A 22,966-nucleotide genomic window follows, 5' to 3' on the forward strand; every position below is an offset into this window, starting at 1 on the left:
ATCGAGATGCCCGGGCACGGGGTGGAGATCTGCCTGGAGGATGTCTCCAAGCGCTACCACGGTCAGAAGCTGCCCGCGGTCGAATCGGTCACCATGACCATCCCCGCGGGGGAGACGGTGGTGCTGGTCGGACCGTCCGGCAGCGGCAAGACGACCACCATGCGCATGATCAACCGGCTCATCGAGCCGACCTCCGGGCGGATCACGATCGGCGGGCAGGACGTGCTCGGCCTCGACCCGGACAAGCTGCGCCGCGAGATCGGCTACTCCATCCAGCACGCCGGGCTGTTCCCGCACATGACCGTCGGCGAGAACGTCGGCATGGTGCCGAACCTGGTCGGCTGGGACAAGTCGCGCATCGTCGAACGCGTCGAGGAGATGCTCGACCTCGTCGGCCTGGACCCGTCCGAGTACCGCAACCGCTACCCGCGCCAGCTCTCCGGCGGTCAGCAGCAGCGGGTCGGCGTGGCAAGGGCGCTCGCGGCCAACCCGCCGGTGCTGCTGATGGACGAGCCGTTCGGCGCGGTGGACCCGATCACCCGCGGTGTGCTGCAGGACGAACTCATGCGCCTGCAGGCAGACCTGGGCAAAACGATCGTGTTCGTCACGCACGACTTCGACGAGGCGGTCAAGCTCGGCGACCGCATCGCGGTGCTCGGCGACCGCTCCAAGATCCTCCAGTACGACACGCCCGAGGCGATCCTGGCCAACCCGGCCGACGACACGGTGGCCGGGTTCGTCGGCGCGGGCGCCGCGCTCAAGCAGCTCACGCTGCGCCGGGTGCGCGAGATCGAGCTCGGCCAGGTGCCGACCGCGCAGGCCGACGAGCCGCCGTCGGCGCTGCGCGAGCGCCTGGGCACCCGCCGCGGCGCGATCGGCCTGGTGCTCGACAAGCGCAAGCGCCCGCTGCGCTGGGCGACCGCGCGCGAGGCGGGCGCCGTCTCGTCGCTGGACCGCGCCGGGCGCCCGGTGGAGGACAGCGTCTCGCCCGCCTCGACGCTGCAGGACGCGCTGGAGGCGATCCTCACCGACGACGACGGCGTCGCCGTGGTGACCGGTTCGCGCGGCGAGTACGTCGGCGTCGTCGACATCGACACCGTCATGAACACCATCAAGGCGCTGCGCGAGGAGCACGCCGACGACCTGGAAACCGAGTCATGAGCAGCCAGTACGCCTCCGACTCGGGCTCCAGGGGAGCCGAACGGCTGCGGCTGCTGCTCCAGCCGGTCGCGGTGCTGGCCATCGTCGGCTCGGTGCTGGGCTGGGCGTTCAGCCAGGACCTCGACGAGGTGACCGCGCGCAGCATCAACGCCGCCACCATCGTCAGCCTGACCTGGCAGCACTTCACGCTCAGCCTCGCGGTCGCGGTGATCGTCGTCGTGGTCGCGGTCCCGCTGGGCGTGCTGCTCAGCAGGTCGTGGGCGCGGCGGGTGTCGCCGGTGGTCATCGGCATCGCCAACGTCGGCCAGGCCGCCCCGTCGGTCGGTCTGCTCGTGCTGTTCTTCCTGGCCACCAGGGGAGCGACGGGGTTCTGGATCGCGGTGCTGCCGATCGCCGTCTACGCGCTGCTGCCGGTGCTGCGCAACACGATGGTCGGGCTGCAGCAGGTGGACCCCTCGCTGGTCGACGCCGGCCGCGGCATCGGCATGTCGGGTCTGAAGGTGCTGCTGCGCATCGAGCTGCCGCTGTCGGTGCCCTACATCCTGGCCGGGCTGCGCACCGCGCTGGTGCTGGCCGTCGGCACCGCGACGCTGGCGCTGTTCGTCGGCGCCGGCGGTCTCGGTGAGCTGATCGACACCGGCTACAAGCTGAACAACTGGACGGTGATGTGCGTCGGCTCGGTGCTCGCGATGGCCCTCGCGCTGCTGGTCGACTGGCTCGCCGCGCTCGCCGAGGAGTACCTGTCGCCGAGGGGGCTGCGTTGAACCGTCGAACCGCGCTCAAGCTGATGTCGGCCGGCCTGGCCGGGATGCTGGTCGGCGGCTGCGGGCTGAGCTCCGGTGCCGCGGTGCCGCTGCCGGTCGCGCCCGGCTCGATCCGCCCGGTCCCGGAGCTGGAGGGCGCGCGGATCACGGTGGGGTCCAAGGACTTCACCGAGCAGATCGTGCTGGGCTACATCGCCCAGTTCGCGCTCGCGGCGGCCGGCGCCAACGTCCGCGACCTGAACAACATCACCGGCTCGGCCAGTGCGCGCAACGCGCTGGCCAGCGGCCAGATCGACGTGCTGTGGGAGTACACCGGCTCGTCCTGGATCAGCTACAACGGCAACACCGACCCGATCCCCGACGCCCGCAGGCAGTACGAGGCGGTGCGCAAGCTCGACCTGGAGCGCAACGGGATCGACTGGACCGCCGTGACCTTCGACGTGGACAACACCTACGCCTTCGCGGTCAACCAGGACGCGGCGCGGCGGCTGGGTGTCACCAAGCTGTCCGACCTCCAACGCGTCGTGGCCGAGAACCCGCAGGACGCGACCTTCTGCGTGGAGACGGAGTTCGCCAACCGCAACGACGGCCTGCCCGGCGTGGAGCAGCGCTACGGCTTCAAGAGCGATCCGGCGAAGGTGAAGACCCTGGCCACGGGCAGCATCTACCAGGCCACCGCCAGCGGTACCTGCACGTTCGGCGAGGTGTTCACCACCGACGGCCGCATCCAGGCGCTGGACCTGAAGGTGCTGGAGGACGACCGGCTGTTCTTCCCCCGCTACAACCTCGGGGTCACGCTGCGCGCCGACACGCTGCGGCAGTACCCGCAGATCACCGACGTGATGGCGCCGGTTTCGGCGAAGCTGACGAACGCCGAGCTGCTCAGGCTCAACGAGCAGGTCGACGTCGACGGCCGCGACCCGGCCGACGTCGCCCGCGACTGGATGGTGGAGAAGGGCTTCGTGACCGTGCCCGGACGCCCCTCGCCGTAGCCGCGACGGCGAGGGGCGTCCGCGCGGACACCCCTCGCCGCTTCGCAGGTCAGGGGTTCGCGCGGTGCGGTACCCACAACCCTTCCGGGCGGGCGTGGGCCAGCTTCGGAGCCTTCGGCGTGCCGTGCTCGGGGAGTTCCAGCAGCGCGGTCACCACCTCGGCGACCGTGCCCTGCCGGTGCCACAGCGCCGCCGGGCTCGGGCTCTGGAGGTCCTCGAGCCGGTAGCGGGCGGCGAGCGCGTCGTCGGCGGCGCGGGCGAGGTAGACGTCCATCGCGCCGGAGAGGACCCGGAAACCCTGCAGGGCGTGGACGTCGTCGGCGTCGGGCAGGTGGCGGAAGCGGAAGCCCGCCCGCACACTCGCCCGCACCGCCTCCAGATGCGGATCGAGTTCCGCGTTCCCTGCCGCCACGTCCATCACCTGATCCCAGTCCGCCGCGGTCCCAACGGTGCTGGACCAGGTTCGTCCACCACGTTTACCTGCGGCAATTGCACGATTGAGCGATCTTCGGGCGAATTCACGCCACTCGGCGTGCCCAACATCCGGCACGCGCCGCACCGAAAGCTCCTTTGCGGGCTACCGGAGCATGCGGTGCGTGCCACCGGTCTCCCGGATTACCTGGGGGGATTCCCACCAGCGCCGGCTGAGCAGGGCGCCGAGGACCGCGCCGGCGGTGTTGACCAGCACGTCGTCCACCGAGGTGACCCGGCCGAGGTGCAGAGCGTACTGGGCGAGCTCGATCGAGGCCGAGGCGCTCGCGGCGGCGACCGCGACCCGCGCGAGTCCGGTCATCGCGGCGAAGCGCACCGGCAGGGCGGCGCCGAACGCGGCGAGCACCAGCAGGTTTCCGGTGAGCTGCACGGCGATGGTCACGGGCCGCGCCCCGAGCAGTTCCAGGAGGTCTCGCAGCGGCACGAGCGAAACCGCCCGGTCGCCGGTCTTCGGCGTCAGCACCATCCAGAGCCAGGGCGCGGTACCGGCGACCGCCAGGACCTCCGCCAGGGACCGCCGCCACGCGGCGGGACGGTCCGCGGCGTTCGGCGCTCGCAGGCGCGCCAGGGCCACGACGACCAAGGCCGCCACCGGAACGGCGAGCAGCGCCGCGACGACGACGTGCCCCCAGCTCTGCCAGACCCCTGCCACACGACTGCGACGCGCGATCGCGCCGACTGGTTCACCGGATGCGGGTGTCCGTCGCGGGCCACCCGCATCCGGCGCGGGTCAGTTCGCGTTCTTCTCCAGCAGTTCGACGTACTTCGCCACGAAGTGGTCGCGCAGTCCGTCCGTTCCCGGGGCGAACACGTCGGCGGTCAGCCCCTTGGCCTTGTCGGTGAGACCGCCGAGAAGGCTGGTCCGCTCCCGGAGCCTGCCGGTCGAGTCGAAGTACCGGAGCGTGCTGACGTGGTGGTAGACCGGCTCCGGCGGCACCTGCGGCACGATGTCGTTGTTGTTGACGAAGCGGAAGGTCCGCGACTTCAGCGCGCTGTCGTAGGCGTTGGCCAGCAGCCGGTCGCAGGTGCGCGGCTGGCCGAAGGTGTAGACGCCGTCGGGCAGCAGCCTCGGGTCCTCGAAGTGCAGCTGGGCGGCGGCCAGCATGGCCAGCGCGCCGCCGAGGCTGTGCCCGGTGATCCACAGCGTCTGGCCGTTGCTGCTGAACTCGGCGATCCTGTCCTTGATCTCCGGGAACACCGACATCAGCGCCTGGTGGAAGCCCAGGTGCACGAAACCCTTGGCACCAGGGCCGGGCGCGGCCGGGCCGCTGGCGTCGGTCAGCCAGTCCTTGATGTTGGACGGCTCGGTGCCCCGGAAGGCCACGACGATCATGTTGTCGCTGGCCGCGACGAAGCCCTGGGTGTCCTCGATCGGCAGCCCGTGGTGCTGCGTGTAGAAGTAGTGGAAGCGGTCGAAGCCCCACTTCCCGGTTTCCGACCGCATTTCCGCTTCGTCCTGGTAGGTCAGCTCCGCCGCGCGGGCCAGCCAGTAAGCCTGCCGCGAGCTGTACCCGGTGGCATTGTGGTCGAGCTCCGGAACGGTCATTCTCCCGCCTTTCCGATGGATTTGCCCCGCCGGGTCGCGATCGGCGGCCTTGCCGCCATTGCAGTCGAGGCCCGGCCCAAGCGCCGGGGGAACCGCCTGATCGGCGGTCATGCGTCTCGGCGACGGCGGTCCGCCGGCGGCCAGCCCGGCGCGGTCGGCGGGCACCGCCCGGACCGCGGCGGCGACCACGGCCGCGGTGAGCAGACCCATGCCGGTGCCGAGACCGAGCAGCGCGGGCAGCAGCCGGGCGTAGCCGCTGCCGGGGGCGATGCCGGCCAGGGACGCGGCACCTGCGGCGCCGATGACGAGCCCGGCGGTCATCGGCGGACGCGGGCCGAAGCGGCCCGTGAGGCGTCCGGTGACCGGCGCGAGCGCGGCCAGCGGCACGAACAGCGGCAGGAGCATCGCTCCGGCGGTGGCGGGGTCCCGGTGCTGCACGCCCTGGAGGTAGAGCGTCGTGACGAACACGGTGCCGATGCCCACCAGGTTCATCGCGGCGGCCACCAGGTTGGCTCCGGCGAACCGGCGGGAACGCAGCAGCCGCAGCGGCAGCAGGGGTTGCGGAGCGCGGCTTTCCCGCAGCAGGAAACCGGTCACCGCGAGCGCGGTGACCGCCAGCGCACCCCACACCGAGGCGGTCATCCCTGCCGCGCCCGCCTCGATCACCGCGTACACCGGGGCGGCCAGGCCGGCGGTGGCCAGCGCGGCTCCCGGCACGTCGAGCGCGCGTACACCGCGGTCGGCGGACTCCGCGACCACTCCGTACGCCAGCGGCAGGGCCACCGCGATGACCGGGAGGTTGATCAGGAAGACGGAACGCCAGCCCAGGGTGGAGACCAGCGCGCCGCCGATCAGCGGCCCGGCGGGCAGGGCCAGGGCGGAGGTGCCTGCCCACACGCCGACCGCGCGGGCCTGCTCGGCTCGGTCCGGGAATGCCCTGGTGATCACGGCCAGCGTGCTGGGCAGCAGCATCGCCGCGCCCAGCCCCTGGACGGCCCGGCCGCCGACCAGCACCGCGATGTCCGGGGCCATACCGCAGGCCAGCGAGGCGGCACCGAAGACGCAGAGCCCGGCGAGCACCACCCGCCGGTGGCCGCAGCGGTCGCCGACCGCACCGCCTGCCGGCAGCAGGCCGGCCAGTACCACCGCGTACGCGTCGACGACCCATTGCTGGGCGGAAAGATCCGGCGCGAGCTCGGCGCCGATGCGCGGCAGCGCAACGTTGACCACAGTGACGTCCAGTTGCACCAGGAACATGCCAACGCACATCACCCCCAGCAGCAGCCTGCGACGTGGCGGTGCGGTGATCCCGGCGTTCGGCGTCATGCTCCGGCCCGGTCCTCCCGACGTGCTTGCTGCTACCCCGCAAGCTATGGACCAGGGTTTCCGCCTGCGGACGAAACGTCGGGGTCAGGACATGCTTCAGAGGTGGCTTGTGTAGTTGGGCGCTTGGCGGAACCTCAGCCGCCTTCTCGCTCCGGGATCTCCGACTGATGTATGTCCGATACGCGGCGTCGAAGCTGTCCTCGCGAGAAGACGGCTGAGAACCCGCGGGTGGTCAGGCTGAGTCCCACACCGCAAGCGGCTCCGCCGCTTTTGAAGCAGAACCTGGAAGTGGCCACCCGTCGGCGGTCAGGCGGCGAGCGCCTCGGTGTCGATGCCGAAGTGCTCGGCGAACCCGAGGCGACCGGACTCGGTGACGCCGAGCGCGCGTGGCGCGCCCTTGGCGCCGCGCCTGACCCAGTCGAGCTCCTCGAACCTGGTCAGAAGCGCGCTGCCCGCCGCGCCGGCCAGGTGGTGGCGCTGCTCGGTCCAGTCCACGCAGTGGGCGGTCAGCCTGCGCCTTCCGCTCGGCACGACCACGCCCAGCCGGGAGAACAGCGCCCACCCGGCGTCGGTCAGGCGGTATTCGAGGTCGTGCCCCGGTGCCGACAGCCGGTCCAGGCGCGCCACCCGCGGGTCGTGCCTGCCGTCCCCGCCGACGACCGCGCCCTCTTCCAGCAGCGCCCGCATCAGCGCGACGCCCAGGTGACCCGCGACGTGGTCGTAGCAGGTCCGCGCCAGCCGCAGCGCGTGCGCCCGGGTGCCCGCGCGCAGCGACCGCACCGGCCTCGGTGGCGCCAGCCGGGCCAGCGCCTCAAGCGCCGCGACCACCTCGGGCGAGGCGAGTTCGTAGTAGCGGTGGCGGCCCTGTCCGCGCACCCGCAGCAGCCCGCCCGACACCAGCCTGGACAGGTGCGCGCTGGCCGTGGACGGCGCCACCCCGGCCTCGGAGGCCAGCATCGACATCGGCAGCGCGCGGCCGTCCAGCAGCGCCAGCAGCATCGCCGAGCGCGCCGGGTTGCCGATCAGCTCCGCCGGGGTGGTGAAGTCCGCCTCACCACCCGCGCCCAGACCTGGACCGCCTCTGCGCTCACCCACGCCGACCAGCGTAGGAACCGCGCGTTTCGCCTGGCGGCGAAACGTGGCGTCAAACCCCGAGCCGCCGCAGGAGGTGGCCCTCCAGCCGCTTGAGCTCACCGTCGATCGCCCGGTGCGCGGCGCGTCGGCGCTGGGCGGGCATCCGCTCCGCGGCCCGGACGGCGCTCGCGAGCTGCCCGAGCCTGCCGTCGGTCTCCTCCGCGTACTGGTCGACGGCGAAGACCTCGTCCTCGCTGCGCCCGACCGTCTGGGTGCGCATGTCCCGCAGCACGTCGCGGTCGCCCGCGATCCGAGCGTGCAGGGAGGCGCCCTTGCCGGTGAAGCGGCCCAGGTCGTCGACGGGAACGCCCAGGCGCCGGGCACGCATCTGGTCGTAGTAGGTACGCACGGCCGCCGACGCCCGCAGGGCGAGCGGCGCGAGCACCGGCACGACGACCTTGGCCACCGCGATGACCTTCTTCGCGGTGCCGGCCGTGATCCGGCCGCTCTCGCCGCGCTCCTGGAGCTTCAGCTGCTTCTCCTCCGCCTTGATCTGCCGCTTCAGCGCCTTGGTCTGCTGCTTCTGCGACCTCGTCGCGCGCCTGCCGGCCCGGTCTGCCGGATCGGCCCTCCACAGTGCCATGCGCGAGCACCCGGCGGTGCGGGGGCAGCCGAGCCTCGGCGACCTCGCGCGCTTCTTCGCGGACCTGCGCATCGGCGGTGTCCCTCCTGGTCCTGGCGGCGGTGCGGTCACTCTAAGTCCGCCCGCCGCCGGGCACGACAGCAACGCGCCGGGAGCGGCCACGCTGCGTAGCGGGGCGCCCCGTCGTGTCACCGGGGTGATGGGCGCGGCTGTCAGTAGGAGGACATACGCTTCAACCGTGGATGACAGGGTGCTGCTCGACGCCGGCGTGGTGACGCGTTGTCGTCGACGCGTGCACCTCGAATCCGACCCGGCGATGCGCGAGGTGGAGAAGGCACCGCCGGATCCGGGTATCGAGCAGCGCATCACCGACGCCACCGAGCACCGCCGGTTCGTGGCCGAACGGCTCGGCAGGATGCTCGGCGACGCCTGGACCGAGGTTCCCCGCGACCTCGACGCCGCCGAACGGGAGCGGCTGACGGTGGCGGCCATGAACGAGGGCGTCCGCTACATCTCCGGCGCGCAGCTGCCGCTGGACCGCGCCAACGGCAGGCGCGGCGCGGTCGACCTGCTGGTGCGCGGCCGCGACGGCTACCTGCCGGTGCTGGTGGTGCGCCACAAGATCACCGACCCGGGCAGCGGCGCCCGCACCTCCCCGCTGACCGACCCGAACCCCGCGTCGGCGCGGACCGACGAGCGCTTCAAGGTGCGTTCGCACTCCCGCGACCAGCTCCGGCTGGCCCACGCGGTGCGCATGCTGGAGGCAACCGGCATGGGTTCGGCGAGCGCGACCGGCGGCGTGATCGGCGTCGACGCCGACCTCGTCGTGTGGCACGACCTGCGGGTGCCGAACTGGCCGGGCGGGCGCACCGCGCTGGCCGAGTACGACGCGCGCTTCGCCGACCGGCTCGCGGTCGCCTCCGCGGCCGCGACCGGCGCCGAGCCGCTGGCGCGGCCGTCGCGGATCACCGAGTGCAAGGGCTGCCCGTGGTGGCCGACCTGCGAGCGGCAGCTTCGCGCCGACCGCGACGTGAGCCTGGTGGTCCGCGGCGAGGACGCGGTCAGCCTGCGCGCCATCGGCGTCTCCACCGTGGACGATCTGGCGCGGTTGTCGCCCTCGGCGGCCGAGGCGCTGCCGCTGACCGTCGCCCGCACCGGCGACGTGGTGCTGCTGGCCAAGGCGTGGCTGCGCGAGCTGCCGCTGGTGCGCCGGGTCCGGAGGCTCAGCGTGCCGCGCGCCGAGGTCGAGGTCGACGTGGACATGGAGAGCTACGCCGACTCCGGCGCCTACATGTGGGGCTGCTGGCTCTCCGGTGCCGATGTCGGCGAGGAGCCGGGCTACCGCGCCTTCGCCACCTGGGACCCGCTGCCCTCCGACGACGAGGCCCGCTCGTTCGCCGAGTTCTGGTCGTGGTTCTCGTCGGTGCGCGAACGCGCCCTGGAGCGGGGGCTGACCTTCCGCGCCTACTGCTACAACGAGCTGGCGGAGAACCGCTGGATGCTGGCATCGGCCGAGCGGTTCGCGGGCAAGCCTGGCGTGCCGCCGGTGTCGGAGGTCCGGGCGTTCATCGAGTCCGACGAGTGGGTGGACCTGTTCGCCACGGTCCGCGACCAGTTCCTGTGCCCCAACGGCAAGGGGCTGAAGGTCATCGCGCCCAGCGCCGGGTTCGCCTGGCGCGACCCCGAGGCCAGCGGCGAGAACTCGATGCGCTGGTACCGCGACGCGGTCGGCCTCGACGGCGCCCCGCCGGTGGCGGCGCAGCGCGACCGCATCCTGCGCTACAACGAGGACGACGTGCGCGCGACCTGGACCATCCGCCGCTGGATGAGCTCCGAGGCCGCGCTCGCCGTGCCGTTCGCCGAAGATCTGTGAACGGCACGACGGGCGCGACCCGGCCCAGCTAGGACGTGTTCCAGAGGTGGCTTGTGTAGTTGGGCGCTTGGCGGAACCTCAGCCGCCTTCTCGCTCCGCGATCTCCGACTGATGTGACCGATACGCGGCGTCGAAGCTGTCCTCGCGAGAAGACGGCTGAGAGCCCACGGGTGGTCCAGCCGAGTCCCACACCGCAAGCGGCTCCGCCGTGTGAAACGGAACCTATGCCTCGATCGGCTTGACGTTCCAGGCGTCCGGGTTGCCCGCGGCGCCGGGCGGGGCCAGCGGTCCGCCGGAGTCGGTACCCAGCCCCGAGAAGTCGTTGGCGAAGGTGGTCAGCTTGCCCTTCTTCACCATCAGCGTCCCCATCTTCTCGATGGCGGCGGCCACCAGGTCGGAGACGTTCTTCACGAAGTCGTTGAGCACCTGGATGATCTTCACGACGGTGCCCGCGCCCGGGATCAGGTCGGCGAGGCTGAACGACACCAGGTCGTGCGCGCAGGACGAGATGAACCGCAGCGCGTCGGCGTAGGTGCCGTAGATCAGCTCGACGCAGTCCAGCATCACGTCGGAGATGCCGTTCATCTGCGTCTCGTTGTTGCCGAACAGGCCGCGGACCGCGAACTCGTGCTTAGTGTAGGCGTCGTAGCCGCCGCCCTGCCAGTAGCCGGCGAGCTCGTTGGACGACCGCTGGATCTCCAGGCCGGAGTCGGTCATCGTGTTGTCCGAGCCCCACTGCCTGGCCAGTGCCTCCATCGTCTCGGAGTCACCGAACAGCTCGTCGCGGATCATGTCGAGCGTCCCGAGCGCGCCTTCATGGTCGAAGCGGTTCGCGTACTTGCTGACCGTGCTCGCGTTCTCCTCCGGCCACTCCGGCTTCTTGCGTGCCATGGGACCGCCTTTCAGAACGAACCGCTGACGCGGTCGTCCATCTCGTCGTTGAGGTAGCCGAACTTCTTGTAGTACTCGTAGTCCTTCTCCTCGTACTCGGTGGCGACCCGGTCGAGGTCGGTGCTGGTGGTGGCGAGGACTTCGGCGCCCTCCGCCAGCTTCCGGGCGATCGTGGACCGCGCCTCGTTGTAGCTCTGCGGGAAGTTCTGCTCCCGGCCGAGCAGCCCCATGGCGTTGTCGGGCATGTAGAACTCGCCGTCCATCCGGGAGGCGAGCTGCAGCCACCTGTCCCGCGAGCCCTCCCACGCCGTCGTGGTCCCGCGCAGGGAGTCCGGGACTACCGAGTAGCCCGTTCCTTCCACCTGGCCAGGCATGCGTTCCCCTCTCGTCAGCTGGGCCGGGTCGTCCGGCCCGCGGAATCCAAGATCTGCCTGCTCGCCCGCTCCGCGCCCTGCTCGGCGGCCAGCACGGCCTCCAGCAGCCGGGGGCCGAGCGCTCCGGCGTTGGTGTAGCGGAGGTTCTCCTGGTCGAGCTCGATGCTCACCAGGCGTCCGGACGAGTCGACGACGACGGTGCCGAGGTCGTCGTCGATCTCCATGGAGTAGCTGTGCTCGGCGGCGGTCTCCGCGGCCTGCCGGGCCCGCACGATGCTCTCCTCCATCTCGTCGACGAGCATGACCAGCCTGCGCATCCGGTCGCTCATGCCGAGACCTCCCCGAGGACCGACTCCGTCCACGACATCGCCGTCACGGCGGCCGTCGCACGCGCCTGCGCGATGGCCTCGACGGTGTCCGGGCCGATGTTCTGGGGGTGCGCCTGCTCCAGCGCCTCCGCGGAGACCGAGATGCCCAGCAGCCGCCCGTTGCCGTCGACCTCGGCGGTGACCAGACCGCTGTCGGAGGTGCCGGTGAAGCGCTCCTCGGCGAGGCGCTCGGCGTAGTACTCCAGTTCCGCGGCCTTGCGCTGCCACCGCTGGAGTTGCTCCCGGCGCCGGTCGGGGTCGTATCGGCTGTTGTCCATCCCTGGCTCCCTCGGGCGAAAGTCGCGGCCGCTTTCCGCGCAGGAGGTACCGCGGTCGAAAAGCGGAATGTGTGGTGCGACCGCGGTCGGGCGGTCGGTCACGAGGTGCGCCTGCCGCGTTCACCGTTGCCGGGAGCGGCGCGCACGTGCTGGTGCGTCCTCGAAGCGGTACCTCCTTCACCCGGTAGGACGTTCGCCGGGTGAAGGAGGTTCCCCGCTTTCACTACGGGTGTTGTCAGCGCGGCGGCATGCGCAGCGCGCCGTCCATCCGGATGACCTCGCCGTTGAGGTAGTCGTGCTCGACGATGCCGACCACGAGCTGCGCGTAGTCCTCCGGCGTGCCCAGCCGCTTCGGGAACGGCACGCTGTCGGCGAGCCCCTTGCGGAACTCCTCGCTGATGGTGGCCAGCATCGGGGTGTCCACGATGCCCGGCGCGATGGTCATGACCCGGATGCCGGAGGAGGACAGGTCGCGCGCGGCGGGCAGCGTCAGGCTCGCGACACCGCCCTTGGACGCGGCGTAGGCGGCCTGGCCGATCTGGCCGTCGTAGGCGGCGACCGACGCGGTGTTGACGACGACGCCGCGCTGGCCCTGCTCGTCGGCCTCGGTCTGTCCGATCGCCTCCGCGGCCAGCCGCAGCACGTTGAACGTGCCGATCAGGTTGATCTCGACGACCTGCCGGAACAGGTCGAAGTCGTGCGGTCCCTTGCGGCCCACCACCCGGGCCGACGGGCCGATCCCGGCGCAGTTCACCACGATCCGCAGCGGCACGCCGCCGCCGGCGGCCTGGTCGACCGCGGTCTGCACCTGCTCGGCGTCGGTGACGTCGGCGCCGACGTAGTTGACCCCGTCGACGACCGGAGCCTTGGTGATCACCTGCGGCAGGTCGAGGGCGAACACGCGAGCCCCTCGCGATGCCAGCGATCTGGCCGTGGCCGCGCCGAGGCCGGAAGCCCCGCCGGTGACGATGGCCGCGGTGTCGGTGATCAGCATCAGGTCTCCTCGCATGTCGCAGCTTCGGCAGTCCGTCGCAGCCTAACCGGGTGATCTCGGACTGTGGAACAGATGGCGACACTCGCGACCGTTGCGGGGATTCCGGGCGCGCGACGCGGAACGACCCCGTGCGGAGCCGTTCGGCGGTGAGGAGGACTGCGGCGGGCCTGGGCTGGGAGGCGGAGGAGGTCGGTGGTGCGGGCGGCGGTCAGCGGTCGTGGTCGGGGTGCCGCGGAGGCGTGTCGGCGAGCAGCAGCAGCGCCATCAGCGGCAGCGCCGCGAGCAGCGCGAGGCCGACGAACACGGCGGCGAACGCGATGAGCTCCATACCTGCCAGGGTGCAGCCTGACCAGGCATTTCCGCGTCCGCCGCTGGTGGAATCCTGAGGTCGATCCCTGGGACGATTCAGGCACCGTCCGTGGTGATCGGCGGGGTGCGGCGCCCGCACCACCAGGGGATCCGCCCGCGTTCGGGTGACGTCCGGACCTCGTGAGTCCTTCCGTCGCCACAACGTCCCGAAGGACTCACGGGTGCGTTTCCGGCGTTCAGCGTCGCAACGGCGGGCAGAGCGCGTCGATCTCCTCCATCTCGGCTTGCGTCGGACGCCACTGCCCGGCCGCGGCGTTGGCCCGCACCTGCTCCGCCGTGGTCGCGCCGCTGATCACCGAGCCGACCGCCTCCTGCGCGGCCAGCCACCCGACCGCGATCGCCGTCATCTGCACCCCGCGCTGGTCGGCGAAGGCGCGCAGGCGCTCGATGCGTTCCCACGGCGCGTCGGCCAGCAGCTGGTCGCGACCGGCGAGCCTGCTGCCCTCCGGCGGTTCCTGGTCCCGCCGGTACTTGCCGGTGAGCAGGCCGTTGGCCAGCGGGAAGTACGGGATGACGCCGACGCCGAACTTCTGGCAGGCCGGGACCACCTCCCGCTCGGCCTCCCGGGCCAGCAGCGAGTAGTGGTTCTGCGCCGAGACGGGCGTCGCCAGGCCGGCCGCGGTGGCCGTCCACGACGCGTCGGCGATCTGCCAGCCCGCGAGGTTGCAGTGCCCGACGTAGCGGATCTTGCCCTCGCGGATGAGGTCGTCGAGCACCGAGAGGGTTTCCTCCAGCGGTGTCACCGGATCGGGTCTGTGCAGCTGGTAGAGGTCGATCCAGTCGGTGCCCAGCCGCCGCAGCGAGGACTCCACGGCGCGCCGCACGTAGCTGCGGGAGCCGCGGGCCGCGAAGTCGGGGCCGTTGTAGCCCTGCATGTCCATGCCGAACTTCGTCGCGATGATGGCGCTGTCGCGCCGCCCGGACAGGGCCTGCCCGAGCAGCTCCTCGCTGCGCCCGCGAGGGGAGCCGTAGACGTCGGCCACGTCGAAGAACGTGATGCCGCAGTCCAGAGCGGTGTTCACGACCTCCCTCGCCCCCGAGAGTGACTCCGTCGCCGTACCGGGCCTGCCGAGGTTGTTGCACCCCAGGCCGACCGCGCTGACCACCAGACCGGATTCGCCCAGACGTCGCTGTTCCACGGGGCGTGAGCCTAAACGGCGCAACACCGCTGGGACACATGCGACATACGTCCGGTGAACAGTTGCCCAAGTCGGTTCCGCTTTCGCGTGACTGTGCCACGATTCGATTGGAGAAGGCCGGGGCCTGGGATTTCGCCGAGAGGTGGTGTGCGGTGTTCGCCCGTCGGATCGTTGTGGTGGGAACCGGTTACGTCGGGTTGACCACGGGTGCGTGTCTGGCGTCGCTGGGGCACCGGGTGGTGTGCAGCGACGTGGACGCGGGCAAGGTGGCCGCGTTGGCGCGGGGTGAGGTGCGGATTCTGGAGCCGGGGCTTGCCGAGCTGGTGGGCGAGGGGCTGGCCGCGGGGCGGTTGGAGTTCGCGGTCGGTTCGGCGGCGGCGGTGGCCGAGGCCGAGGTCGTGTTCCTGTGCGTGCCGACGCCGATGGGTTCGGGTGGTGCGGCGGATCTGGCCGCGGTGGAGTCGGTGGTCGCCGAGGTGGGCGAGTTGCTGCCGTCGGGATGTGTGCTGGTCTGCAAGTCGACGGTGCCGGTGGGCACGTCGGCGCGGGTGGCGGAGCTGGTCGGCCGCTCGGATGTGGCTGTGGTGAGCAATCCGGAGTTCCTGCGCGAGGGTTCGGCGGTGCACGACTTCCTGAACCCGGACCGGATCGTGGTGGGCTCGGACTCGCAGGACGCGGCGGAGCGGGTGGCGGCGTTGTACGCGCGCTTGGGTGCGCCGACGGTGCTGACCGACGCCGCGAGTGCGGAGATGGTCAAGTACGCGGCGAACTGCTTCCTGGCGACGAAGTTGTCGTATGTGAACGCGGTGGCGGAGCTGTGCGAGCGGTTGGGGGCCGACATCGCGGACGTGACCGAGGGGATGGGTTTCGACCGCCGCATCGGGCAGTCGTTCCTGCAGCCGGGTCCGGGCTGGGGTGGGTCGTGCCTGCCGAAGGACACCGCGGCGTTGATGCGGGTGGCGGAGTCGGTGGAGTTCGAGTTCGGGCTGTTGCGGGAGACGATCGCGGCCAACGCGCGCCAGCGCGAGCGGATGGTGGACAAGGTCGCCGCGGCGTGCGGGGTGGGCCCGCAGGAGTCGTTGGCGGGCGTGCGGTTGGGGTTGCTGGGGTTGACGTTCAAGGCGGGTACGGACGATCTGCGGGATTCGCCGGCGATGGCGGTGGCGGGGCTGCTCGCGGAGCGGGGTGCGGAGTTGGTGGCGTACGACCCGGGGTTGCGAGGGGATGAGCCCGGGGTCGCGGAGCTGGTGACTTTGGTGGATGACCCGTACCAGGCGGCCAAGGGCGCGGCGGGGCTGGTGGTGCTGACCGAGTGGCAGGAGTTCCGCACGGTGGACTGGGCGCGGGTGGCGGAGTTGCTGGACGGCCCGGTGGTGGTCGACACGCGCAACCACCTGGATGCGGACGTGTTGCGGCGGGCGGGGTTGTCCTGGCTGGGTGTGGGCCGCACCCCGGTCACCCCCTGACCCGGCACGCCGGCCCGACCGCAACCGTGATCGGTGCCCCCGGACGACCGGCCGTCTGCGCTCTCCCCACGCACCCCGGCGTCGCCTTCCACCCACCGGATCGGCGGGATATCGCCCGGTCGGGTGTGGCCGAATAGGGTGGTTCGAGTGTTCACCACCCGCCCGGAGCTAGCGGGCACGCATGGCATGGTCGCTTCCACCCACTGGCTGGCTTCGGCGGTGGGGATGGCCGTCCTGGAGGACGACGGGAACGCCTTCGACGCCGCGGTCGCGGCCGGGTTCGTGCTCCAGGTCGTCGAGCCGCACCTCAACGGCCCCGGCGGCGAGGTCCCCGCGCTGTTCGCCACCGCCGAGGACCCGCGACCGCGCGCCCTGTGCGGGCAGGGTCCCGCGCCGCGCGGTGCGACGATCCGGCACTACCGCGACGAGCTCGGCCTCGAGCTGGTCCCGGGCACCGGCTTGCTCGCCACGACCGTGCCCGGCGCGTGGGACGGCTGGCTGACGCTGCTGTGCGACCACGGCACCAAGTCGCTGCGCGACGTCCTCACCTACGCGATCGGCTACGCGCGCAACGGCTATCCGGCGGTGGAGCGGATCGCCACGACCATCGCCACGGTCCGCGAGATGTTCACCGAGCACTGGCCGACCTCGGCCGAGCTGTGGCTGCTTCCGGGCGGCGAGGTGCCGAGGCCCGGCGCGATGCTGCGCAACCCGGCGCTCGCCGACACGTGGGAGCGGCTGCTGGCCGAGTCCGAAGCCGCGGCGACCGGGCGGGAGGCGCGCATCGACGCAGCCCGCCGAGCTTGGTCGCAGGGGTTCGTGGCGGAGGCGGTCGAGGAGTTCGTCCGCACCCCGCACCGCGACAACTCCGGCCGCGACAACGCGGGCGTGATCACCGGCCAGGACCTGGCCGACTTCGAGGCCACCTACGAGGACCCGCTCACCGCGGACCTGGCCGGCGGCTGGACGCTGGCGAAGTTCGGCATCTGGTCGCAGGGCCCCGCGCTGGTCCAGCAGCTGCGGATGCTGGAGGACGCCGAGGTCGGCTACGGTGGCGGCGTCGCCGACGCCGCCACCGTGCACGCCGCCGCGGAGGCCGCCAAGCTCGCCTTCGCCGACCGCGAGGCCTGGTACGGCGACTCCGCCGAGGAGGGCGTGCTGGCCGACCTGGTGTCCCGCGACTACGCGGCCTCACGCCGCGTCCTCATCGGCGAGCGCGCGTCGCTGGAGCTGCGGCCCGGCGCTCCCGGCGGCCGCGAGGCCCGCCTGCCCGGCTTCGTCGCGCAGGAGCGCGGCGCGGGCGGCCCGAAGGACCCCAGCGGGGTCGGGCTCGGCGAGCCGACGGTTGCGCCGAGCGGGGAGAGCCGGGGCGACACGGTCCACATCGACGTGGTCGACCGCTGGGGGAACATGGTCTCGGCGACGCCGTCGGGCGGCTGGCTCCAGTCCTCCCCGGCGATCCCGGGGCTCGGCTTCTGCCTGGGCAGCCGGGCGCAGATGTTCTGGCTCGACGAGGGCCTGCCGAACTCGCTGGCCCCTGGCAGGCGCCCGCGCATCACGCTCAGCCCGTCGCTGGCGCTGCGCGACGGCGTGCCGGTGCTGGCCTTCGGCACGCCGGGCGGGGACCAGCAGGACCAGTGGCAGCTGTGCTTCTGGCTCGCCCACGTGCGGGCCGGCCTGAACCTCCAGGAGGCGATCGACTCGCCCGCCTGGCACACCGGTGCCTTCCCGAGCTCCTTCTTCCCGCGCACGTGGGAGCCGGGACGGCTCGTCGTGGAGTCCCGCCTGGGCGAGGACCGCATCGTCGAGCTGCGCCGCCGAGGCCACGACGTGCTCGACGCCGGTCCGTGGGCGCTCGGCCGCCTGTCGGCGGTGTCCCGCGACCCCGAGACCGGCACGCTGCGCGCCGCGGCCAACGCGCGCGGCGCCCAGGGCTACGCCGCGGGGCGGTGACCAGGATCTGAGAGCCGTGACACACACGCGCCACATAGACTGCTGCATCGTGTCGAAGTAGTGGTGACACTGGTAGCAGGCGGTGCACCAACACCGCCTGGACGGAGGGCGTGTCGCACGGTCGAATGACTTCGGCGGAGCATTGCGAACACCACCCGTTCCACGCGGACGGCGACGGCTCTCGGTAGTTGGAGGGACGCATGTCCGACACAGGTCTGCACGGGGACACCGACCAGCCGGTCGGTCCACTGGGGCGGGCGCTGCGCGACTACGCCGTCTTCACCCTGGACCCGGACGGACTGGTGACGAGCTGGAACCTGGGTGCCGAGCTGATCATCGGGGCGACGGCCTCCGAGGTGATCGGGCGCAGCGCCGCGGTGTTCCACACCGCCGAGCAGCGCGCCGAGGGGCACCCGGAGTGGGTGCTGGAGCAGGCGAGGGAGCTGGGCAGCCACGTCGACGAGGGCTGGCGGCTCCGCAAGGACGGCAGCCTGTTCTGGGCGCACGTGGTGACGACCGCCCTGTGGTCGTCGAGGGGTGAGCTCCGCGGCTACGCGAAGGTCGCCAGGGACGACACCGTCGTCCACAACAAGCTGGAGCAGTCCTCGCGGCGGCTGGAGCAGTCCTCCCGGCTGTTCCGGGACCTGTTCTCGCTGACGCCGGTCGCGCTCGGGCTCTTCGACCGCCACGGCACGGTGATCGACTGCAACATGGCGATGTGCGAGCTGTTCGGTCACCTGCCCGAGCGGTTGCGCGGCAGTCACGCCACCGCGCTGATCCCGCGGGACGCCCCTGACCGCGAGCAACTCGTCGAAGCGTTCGCGCGCGGCGTCCGGCCGGACGAGGAGAGCGTCCAGGAGTGGCGGCTGGTCCGCTCCGACGGCGAGCCGGTCTTCTGCGAGCTGCACATCGCCCGCGCCGAGCAGGACTCCGGCGAGCCGTTCTGGGTGGTGGTCTTCGAGGACGTCACCGATCGCTACCGGGAGGCCGAGTCGCTGCGCTACTGGGCCTACCACGACGAGCTGACCGGGCTGTGGAACCGCGCGGCCATCCCGGACCTGCTCGCCGACGCCCACCCCGACCGCGCCGCGGTGCTCTACTGCGACATCCGCAACTTCAGCCGGATCAACGAGTCGCTCGGCTACCCGGCGGGGGACGAGGTGCTGGTCGCGCTGGCGCGGAGGCTGGAGGAGCACCTGCCCGAGGGCTGGCCGGTCGCCCGGGCGGCCGGTGACGAGTTCGCGGTGATCTGCCCGGACGTCGAGGAGGCGGGCGGGATCGCCGCGGTGGCGACCACCGTCTCGCGCGTTCTGCACGCAGCGATCGAGGTGCGTGGCGAGCGCCTCCAGGTGTCGTCGATGATCGGTGCGGCGGTGGCCAGCGAGTCCGGCGGCCGGGGCGAGGACCTGGTGCGGCTGGCCATGTCGGCGCTGGTGCGGGCGAAGAAGACCGGCAGCGTCGGTGTCTCGATGGCCGAACCCGCGCTGATCGACTCGCTGGAGGGCAGGCTGCGGCTCGAGGCCGAGCTGCGGCGGGCGCTCGACCGCGACGAGCTCACCCTGCACTACCAGCCGCAGGTCGGCGCCGACGGCACGATCCGCTCCGCCGAGGCGCTGATCCGCTGGCCGCACCCGCAGCGGGGGCTGCTGCACCCCGACGTGTTCCTGCCGATCGCGGGCCAGAACGGCATGATGCCCGACATCGACCGCTGGGTGGTGCGCCGGGCGCTGAGCGACGCCTCGAGCTGGCCGGCACCGCCGGACGGCGAGCCGGTCTCGGTCTCGCTGAACATCGGCGAGCTGACGCCCGGGTACCCGATCTTCACCGATCTGCTCGAGCGCGCGGTCGCCGAGAGCGGCATCGACTGGAACCGGATCATCGTGGAGCTGGTCGAGACCGCGATCGTCGACCTGCCCAGCCGGGTGCGCGCCGGGATGGCCGAGCTGACCGGCCGCGGCGTGCGGTTCGCGGTGGACGACTTCGGCACCGGCTACTCGTCGCTGAGCCGGGTGCGCGACTTCCCGGCGCAGATCATCAAGGTCGACCGGACCTTCGTCAGCGAGATCACCACCAGCCCGTACGACTTCGTCGTGGTCAAGGCGGTGACCGACCTGGCAGGCGCACTGGGCTGCTCCTGCGTCGCCGAGGGCGTCGAGACGGTGGGGCAGTTCGACCGCCTGCGCAGCATCCCGATCGAGCGCTACCAGGGCTGGCTGTTCTCCAAGGCGGTGCCCTCGGCCGAGCTGGCCGACCTGATCGAGGCGGGCCCGATCCGGCCCGCCCTGGCCGTGGCCGAGTAGTCGGAGGCTGTCTTCGAACTCACCTCGCGCAGCGGTTCCGGTGGCGGAACCTCAGGCGCCCTCTGACTCCGGGATCTTCTTCTCGCGTATCCACCCATACGCCACGGGAAAGCTGTCCTCGCCAGAGGACGCCTGAGAACCCGCGGCGGTGCCGGTTGCGGGCGTGGGTCAAGCGGCTGCGCCGCTTCGAAGCATCGAAGACGGGCGTTCAGGCCGCGAGCGACCGACCGAGCAGAAGCATCCGCAGGGTGCGGGCGGTGGCGTCGGCGATCAGCTCGGGCGCGCGGCTGATGGCGTCGGCGAGGTCGACCGGCCCGGTCAGTATCCCGGCGATGGCGTCGATGCCGATGTCGTAGCTGCTCTCCGCCCCGACGCCGATGGTGCCGGTGATGGCCAGCACCGGCTTCCCGCGGCGCTTGGCCAGCCGGGCGACCTCGGCGGGAACCTTCCCGCGCGCGGTGGAGGCGTCGATGGCGCCCTCGCCGGTGATCACCAGGTCGGCGACGGCCAGGCGCCGGTCCAGGTCGGCCTGGTCGAACAGCACGTCGAACCGGGACCGCAGGCTGCCGCCGAGCCCGGCCGCGAGCCCGGCCCCGAGTCCCCCGGAGGCGCCGCTGCCGGGCAGGTCGGCGATCCGCGCGCCGCTGTGCCCGCGCAGCAGGTCCGCCCAGATACTCATCGCGGCCGCCAGTTCCTCCACCTGCGCGGGGCTCGCGCCCTTCTGCGGTCCGAACACGCGCGCCACGCCGTGAGGCCCGGTCAGCAGGTTGCTCGGGTTCGCGGCGATCACCAGCTTCACACCGCGCAGCCGGGGGTCCCGGCCACTGGTGTCGATGCGGCGTGCGCGGGCGAGCGCGTAGCCGCCGCTGCCGACGGGCGTGCCGGTGCCGTCGAGCACGCCGGCCCCCAGCGCCTGCAACGCCCCGGCACCGCCGTCGCAGATCCCGGAGTCACCGCAGCCGACGACGACGCGGTTCGCTCCGGCGTCCAGCGCGGCCGCGATCAGCTCCCCGACGCCCCGGCTAGTGGTCAGCCCCGGGTCGCGGCGCCCGGGCGGCACCAGCGAGAGCCCGGCGGCAGCGGCGACCTCGACGAACGCGGTGCGCGGCCCGTCACCGCCGAGCAGCGCGAAGTGCGACCGCACCGGCTCGCCGACCGGTCCGGTGACCACGACCGGCACCAGCTCGCCGCCGGTCGTGCCCGCGAGCTGCCGGGCCGATCCCTCCCCGCCGTCGATCAGCGGCATGGCATCGACGACGGCCCGCGGCACCACGCGGCGGATGCCCGCGCCGATGGCCGCGGCGACCTCCCGCGCGTCGAGGCACTCCTTGAACCCGGTGGGAGCGACCAGGAATCGCATGATCTTTTCCTCCATCAACGCAGCGGCAGGCCGAGGACCGGCCAGACCTGGGTGGCGAACAAGAGCACCAGCGCGGCGATCACCGGAGCCAGCAGCGCGGACAGCTTCAGCAGGTCGCGCGCGGTGTAGGTGGGGACGTCGGGCACGGCGGCGAACATCGCCACCGGCTTGGCCGAAGAGGGCAGCGTGTGGCAGAAGCCCGCGGCTGCCGTCGAGGCGAATGCCAGCGCGACCGGGTTCATCCCGGCCGCCGCGGCGGCCGGGACGACCAGCGGGATCAGCACCGAAGACCGCGCGGACCTGGACTGCACGAGCAGGTGGGCCAGAGTGCTCAGCACGACGACCGAGACCAGCAGCGCGGACCCGGAGCCCGAGAGCAGCAGCTCGGCGAGCCATGACGCCGCGCCGGACTCGGTCAGGGCGAGGCCGAGCGCGGTCGTGGCCGCCATGAACAGCAGCATCGACCAGGGGATCTCGGACACGGCGGCACCGATCCGGACGGTGCCCACCCTCGGCGCGGTGATCAGCAGTGCCCCGGCGAGCGCGACCAGCGCCGGCGGGAACGGGTGCAGCGACTCGGTGCTCCAGAGCACCACGACCGCGCCCAGCAGAGCGGCGGCGCGCAGCTCGCGTCGCTGGACGCGCTCGGGGATTCCCATCTGCTCGCGGAGCCCGGCGCCGTCGACACGCAGCCGCGCGGCCCGGTCGGTTCGCCGGGTGAACAGCAGCAGCACCAGCTCCGCGGCGACGTGCGAGCTCACGACCGCCAGCGGCAGGCCCCACAGCAGCCATTGGGCGAAGCCGATACCCGTGCCGGTCGCCTCGTCGAGGATCTGGCTGGTGATCAGGTGCGCACCGGCACCGACCAGGGTGGCGACCGCCGAGAGCAGCACGACCGCCGGAAACAGCAGCGAGAGCGCGCGGACCAGCCGCGGGCGGTCGGCGAAGGCCGACGCGAGCGCGGTGAAGACGGGCAGCACGAGCGCCGCGCGGCCACTGGTGCTCGGGATCAGCAGCGCGGTCACCACCAGCCCGGCGGTGACCAGGTGCACCAGCGCGCGGGCCGAGCGGGCGCGGCCGATCAGCGAGACCGCCAGCCGGGCGGGCAACCCGGTGCGGCTGATGCCCGCCGCCAGCACGAACGCCGCGACCAGCAGCCAGATCTGCTCCGAGCCCAGCGTCTCGAACATCTCGTCGGGTTCGAGGGCACCGATGACGACCATCGCGGCGGCCGCCGCCAGCGCGACGTGGGTGTCGTCGAAGCGCTTGCTGATCCAGCCGGCCACCGCGGCGGCGAACAGCAGCACGGTGCCTGCCGCCCGCGCTTGCCCGGCAGGCAGGAGCAGGAGCGAGACGCCGCCGAGCAGCGCCAGGGCGGCGGCGGTGAGTCCCACGGCCCAGCCGGTTTCACGCCTCGGCGGTTCGACCACGCGCGGGCGAGGCGGAGTCCGGTAGTCGACGCCCCGCTCGTCGCCGCGCATCCGGCCGACGATGCGGTGGTCCGCTCCTCGCTGTCCTCCGCCGTCCATGCGCTCAACGATGTGTCCGCGCGCTGAGCTGATCGTGAACACCGGATGAGGCCCAGTTCATCTGCTGATCACTT

General features: G+C 72.2%; 20 protein-coding genes. 7 read left to right on the plus strand and 13 right to left on the minus strand.

Going from position 1 to position 22,966, the window contains the following annotated elements:
• Nucleotides 1-6 precede the first annotated feature (6 nt).
• The 3 genes from HUO13_RS00370 to HUO13_RS00380 are packed head-to-tail and all read left to right on the plus strand — an operon-like array spanning nucleotide 7 to nucleotide 2,917.
• The gene (locus HUO13_RS00370; protein ID WP_211902555.1) at nucleotides 7-1,161 is read left to right on the plus strand and encodes an ABC transporter ATP-binding protein; all 1,155 of its coding nucleotides are present in this window, start codon (nucleotides 7-9) and stop codon (nucleotides 1,159-1,161) included.
• Entirely contained in the window at nucleotides 1,158-1,925 is a 768-nt protein-coding gene (locus HUO13_RS00375; RefSeq protein ID WP_211899545.1) for an ABC transporter permease, read from the plus strand. Before HUO13_RS00370 ends, HUO13_RS00375 begins: the two co-directional genes overlap by 4 nt.
• Nucleotides 1,922-2,917: a glycine betaine ABC transporter substrate-binding protein gene (locus HUO13_RS00380; RefSeq protein WP_249124359.1), complete on the plus strand. Its 996-nt coding sequence runs from the start codon at nucleotides 1,922-1,924 to the stop codon at nucleotides 2,915-2,917. The genes HUO13_RS00375 and HUO13_RS00380 overlap by 4 nt, the downstream gene beginning before the upstream one ends.
• Nucleotides 2,918-2,966: 49 nt before the next feature.
• On the opposite strand, the gene HUO13_RS00385 is transcribed toward HUO13_RS00380, so the two are convergent.
• The 5 genes from HUO13_RS00385 to HUO13_RS00410 form a co-directional block, all read right to left on the minus strand.
• Nucleotides 2,967-3,335: a hypothetical protein gene (locus HUO13_RS00385; protein ID WP_211899546.1), complete on the minus strand. Its 369-nt coding sequence runs from the start codon at nucleotides 3,333-3,335 to the stop codon at nucleotides 2,967-2,969.
• 159 nt (nucleotides 3,336-3,494) lie between these two features.
• Nucleotides 3,495-4,061 carry a VanZ family protein gene (locus tag HUO13_RS00390; protein WP_249124360.1) on the minus strand — a complete coding sequence of 189 codons (567 nt, stop codon included), beginning with the start codon at nucleotides 4,059-4,061 and terminating at the stop codon, nucleotides 3,495-3,497.
• Between the two features lie 78 nt (nucleotides 4,062-4,139).
• The gene (locus tag HUO13_RS37205) at nucleotides 4,140-6,281 is read right to left on the minus strand and encodes an MFS transporter (protein WP_249124361.1); all 2,142 of its coding nucleotides are present in this window, start codon (nucleotides 6,279-6,281) and stop codon (nucleotides 4,140-4,142) included.
• 306 nt (nucleotides 6,282-6,587) lie between these two features.
• The gene (locus tag HUO13_RS00405; RefSeq protein WP_249124362.1) at nucleotides 6,588-7,376 is read right to left on the minus strand and encodes an ArsR/SmtB family transcription factor; all 789 of its coding nucleotides are present in this window, start codon (nucleotides 7,374-7,376) and stop codon (nucleotides 6,588-6,590) included.
• 49 nt (nucleotides 7,377-7,425) lie between these two features.
• Nucleotides 7,426-7,998 (minus strand): DUF6474 family protein, encoded by a 573-nt coding sequence (locus tag HUO13_RS00410; protein WP_249124363.1) that lies wholly within the window; start codon nucleotides 7,996-7,998, stop codon nucleotides 7,426-7,428.
• Nucleotides 7,999-8,236: 238 nt separating this feature from the next.
• Between HUO13_RS00410 and HUO13_RS00415 the strand changes: the two genes are divergently transcribed.
• Nucleotides 8,237-9,871 (plus strand): TM0106 family RecB-like putative nuclease, encoded by a 1,635-nt coding sequence (locus tag HUO13_RS00415; protein ID WP_211899548.1) that lies wholly within the window; start codon nucleotides 8,237-8,239, stop codon nucleotides 9,869-9,871.
• A 222-nt stretch (nucleotides 9,872-10,093) separates the two neighbouring features.
• Here HUO13_RS00415 and HUO13_RS00420 read toward each other — a convergent pair whose 3' ends face one another.
• The 6 genes from HUO13_RS00420 to HUO13_RS00445 all read right to left on the minus strand — a co-directional run bounded on the left by HUO13_RS00420 (nucleotide 10,094) and on the right by HUO13_RS00445 (nucleotide 14,284).
• The gene (locus HUO13_RS00420) at nucleotides 10,094-10,762 is read right to left on the minus strand and encodes a hypothetical protein (RefSeq protein ID WP_211899549.1); all 669 of its coding nucleotides are present in this window, start codon (nucleotides 10,760-10,762) and stop codon (nucleotides 10,094-10,096) included.
• 11 nt (nucleotides 10,763-10,773) lie between these two features.
• Complete coding sequence (locus HUO13_RS00425) at nucleotides 10,774-11,136, minus strand: hypothetical protein (protein ID WP_211899550.1); 363 nt, start codon at nucleotides 11,134-11,136, stop codon at nucleotides 10,774-10,776.
• 14 nt (nucleotides 11,137-11,150) lie between these two features.
• Complete coding sequence (locus HUO13_RS00430) at nucleotides 11,151-11,465, minus strand: hypothetical protein (protein ID WP_211899551.1); 315 nt, start codon at nucleotides 11,463-11,465, stop codon at nucleotides 11,151-11,153.
• Nucleotides 11,462-11,782 carry a YbaB/EbfC family nucleoid-associated protein gene (locus HUO13_RS00435; protein ID WP_211899552.1) on the minus strand — a complete coding sequence of 107 codons (321 nt, stop codon included), beginning with the start codon at nucleotides 11,780-11,782 and terminating at the stop codon, nucleotides 11,462-11,464. The genes HUO13_RS00430 and HUO13_RS00435 overlap by 4 nt, the downstream gene beginning before the upstream one ends.
• A 235-nt stretch (nucleotides 11,783-12,017) precedes the next feature.
• On the minus strand, nucleotides 12,018-12,776 hold the full coding sequence (locus HUO13_RS00440; RefSeq protein ID WP_211899553.1) for an SDR family NAD(P)-dependent oxidoreductase: 759 nt from the start codon (nucleotides 12,774-12,776) through the stop codon (nucleotides 12,018-12,020).
• 545 nt (nucleotides 12,777-13,321) lie between these two features.
• Nucleotides 13,322-14,284, minus strand: coding sequence for an aldo/keto reductase (locus tag HUO13_RS00445; RefSeq protein ID WP_211899554.1), 963 nt, complete (start codon nucleotides 14,282-14,284; stop codon nucleotides 13,322-13,324).
• A gap of 152 nt (nucleotides 14,285-14,436) precedes the next feature.
• Between HUO13_RS00445 and HUO13_RS00450 the strand changes: the two genes are divergently transcribed.
• From HUO13_RS00450 to HUO13_RS00460, 3 genes are all read left to right on the plus strand, one after another.
• Nucleotides 14,437-15,750, plus strand: a complete 1,314-nt coding sequence (locus HUO13_RS00450; RefSeq protein ID WP_211899555.1) for a UDP-glucose dehydrogenase family protein — start codon at nucleotides 14,437-14,439, stop codon at nucleotides 15,748-15,750.
• A gap of 147 nt (nucleotides 15,751-15,897) precedes the next feature.
• Nucleotides 15,898-17,703 (plus strand): gamma-glutamyltransferase family protein, encoded by a 1,806-nt coding sequence (locus tag HUO13_RS00455; protein WP_211899556.1) that lies wholly within the window; start codon nucleotides 15,898-15,900, stop codon nucleotides 17,701-17,703.
• 200 nt (nucleotides 17,704-17,903) lie between these two features.
• Nucleotides 17,904-20,003, plus strand: a complete 2,100-nt coding sequence (locus HUO13_RS00460) for a putative bifunctional diguanylate cyclase/phosphodiesterase (protein WP_211899557.1) — start codon at nucleotides 17,904-17,906, stop codon at nucleotides 20,001-20,003.
• Between the two features lie 208 nt (nucleotides 20,004-20,211).
• Here HUO13_RS00460 and HUO13_RS00465 read toward each other — a convergent pair whose 3' ends face one another.
• On the minus strand, nucleotides 20,212-21,363 hold the full coding sequence (locus HUO13_RS00465) for a glycerate kinase family protein (RefSeq protein ID WP_211899558.1): 1,152 nt from the start codon (nucleotides 21,361-21,363) through the stop codon (nucleotides 20,212-20,214).
• A 14-nt stretch (nucleotides 21,364-21,377) separates the two neighbouring features.
• Complete coding sequence (locus HUO13_RS00470) at nucleotides 21,378-22,892, minus strand: SLC13 family permease (protein WP_211899559.1); 1,515 nt, start codon at nucleotides 22,890-22,892, stop codon at nucleotides 21,378-21,380.
• Between the last annotated feature and the right edge of the window lie 74 nt (nucleotides 22,893-22,966).

It is taken from the genome of Saccharopolyspora erythraea, assembly GCF_018141105.1.
GTDB classification, from domain to species: Bacteria; Actinomycetota; Actinomycetes; order Mycobacteriales; family Pseudonocardiaceae; genus Saccharopolyspora_D; species Saccharopolyspora_D erythraea_A.

Excerpts from the sequence above, each read along its gene's own strand:
- HUO13_RS00370 (WP_211902555.1), top strand. The coding sequence starts at position 7 with ATGCCCGGGCACGGGGTGGAGATCTGCCTGGAGGATGTCTCCAAGCGC.
- HUO13_RS00375 (WP_211899545.1), top strand. The coding sequence starts at position 1,158 with ATGAGCAGCCAGTACGCCTCCGACTCGGGCTCCAGGGGAGCCGAACGG.
- HUO13_RS00385 (WP_211899546.1), bottom strand. The coding sequence starts at position 3,335 with ATGGACGTGGCGGCAGGGAACGCGGAACTCGATCCGCATCTGGAGGCG.
- HUO13_RS37205 (WP_249124361.1), bottom strand. The coding sequence starts at position 6,281 with ATGACGCCGAACGCCGGGATCACCGCACCGCCACGTCGCAGGCTGCTG.
- HUO13_RS00410 (WP_249124363.1), bottom strand. The coding sequence starts at position 7,998 with ATGGCACTGTGGAGGGCCGATCCGGCAGACCGGGCCGGCAGGCGCGCG.
- HUO13_RS00420 (WP_211899549.1), bottom strand. The coding sequence starts at position 10,762 with ATGGCACGCAAGAAGCCGGAGTGGCCGGAGGAGAACGCGAGCACGGTC.
- HUO13_RS00425 (WP_211899550.1), bottom strand. The coding sequence starts at position 11,136 with ATGCCTGGCCAGGTGGAAGGAACGGGCTACTCGGTAGTCCCGGACTCC.
- HUO13_RS00430 (WP_211899551.1), bottom strand. The coding sequence starts at position 11,465 with ATGAGCGACCGGATGCGCAGGCTGGTCATGCTCGTCGACGAGATGGAG.
- HUO13_RS00435 (WP_211899552.1), bottom strand. The coding sequence starts at position 11,782 with ATGGACAACAGCCGATACGACCCCGACCGGCGCCGGGAGCAACTCCAG.
- HUO13_RS00440 (WP_211899553.1), bottom strand. The coding sequence starts at position 12,776 with ATGCTGATCACCGACACCGCGGCCATCGTCACCGGCGGGGCTTCCGGC.
- HUO13_RS00460 (WP_211899557.1), top strand. The coding sequence starts at position 17,904 with ATGTCCGACACAGGTCTGCACGGGGACACCGACCAGCCGGTCGGTCCA.
- HUO13_RS00465 (WP_211899558.1), bottom strand. The coding sequence starts at position 21,363 with ATGCGATTCCTGGTCGCTCCCACCGGGTTCAAGGAGTGCCTCGACGCG.
- HUO13_RS00470 (WP_211899559.1), bottom strand. The coding sequence starts at position 22,892 with ATGGACGGCGGAGGACAGCGAGGAGCGGACCACCGCATCGTCGGCCGG.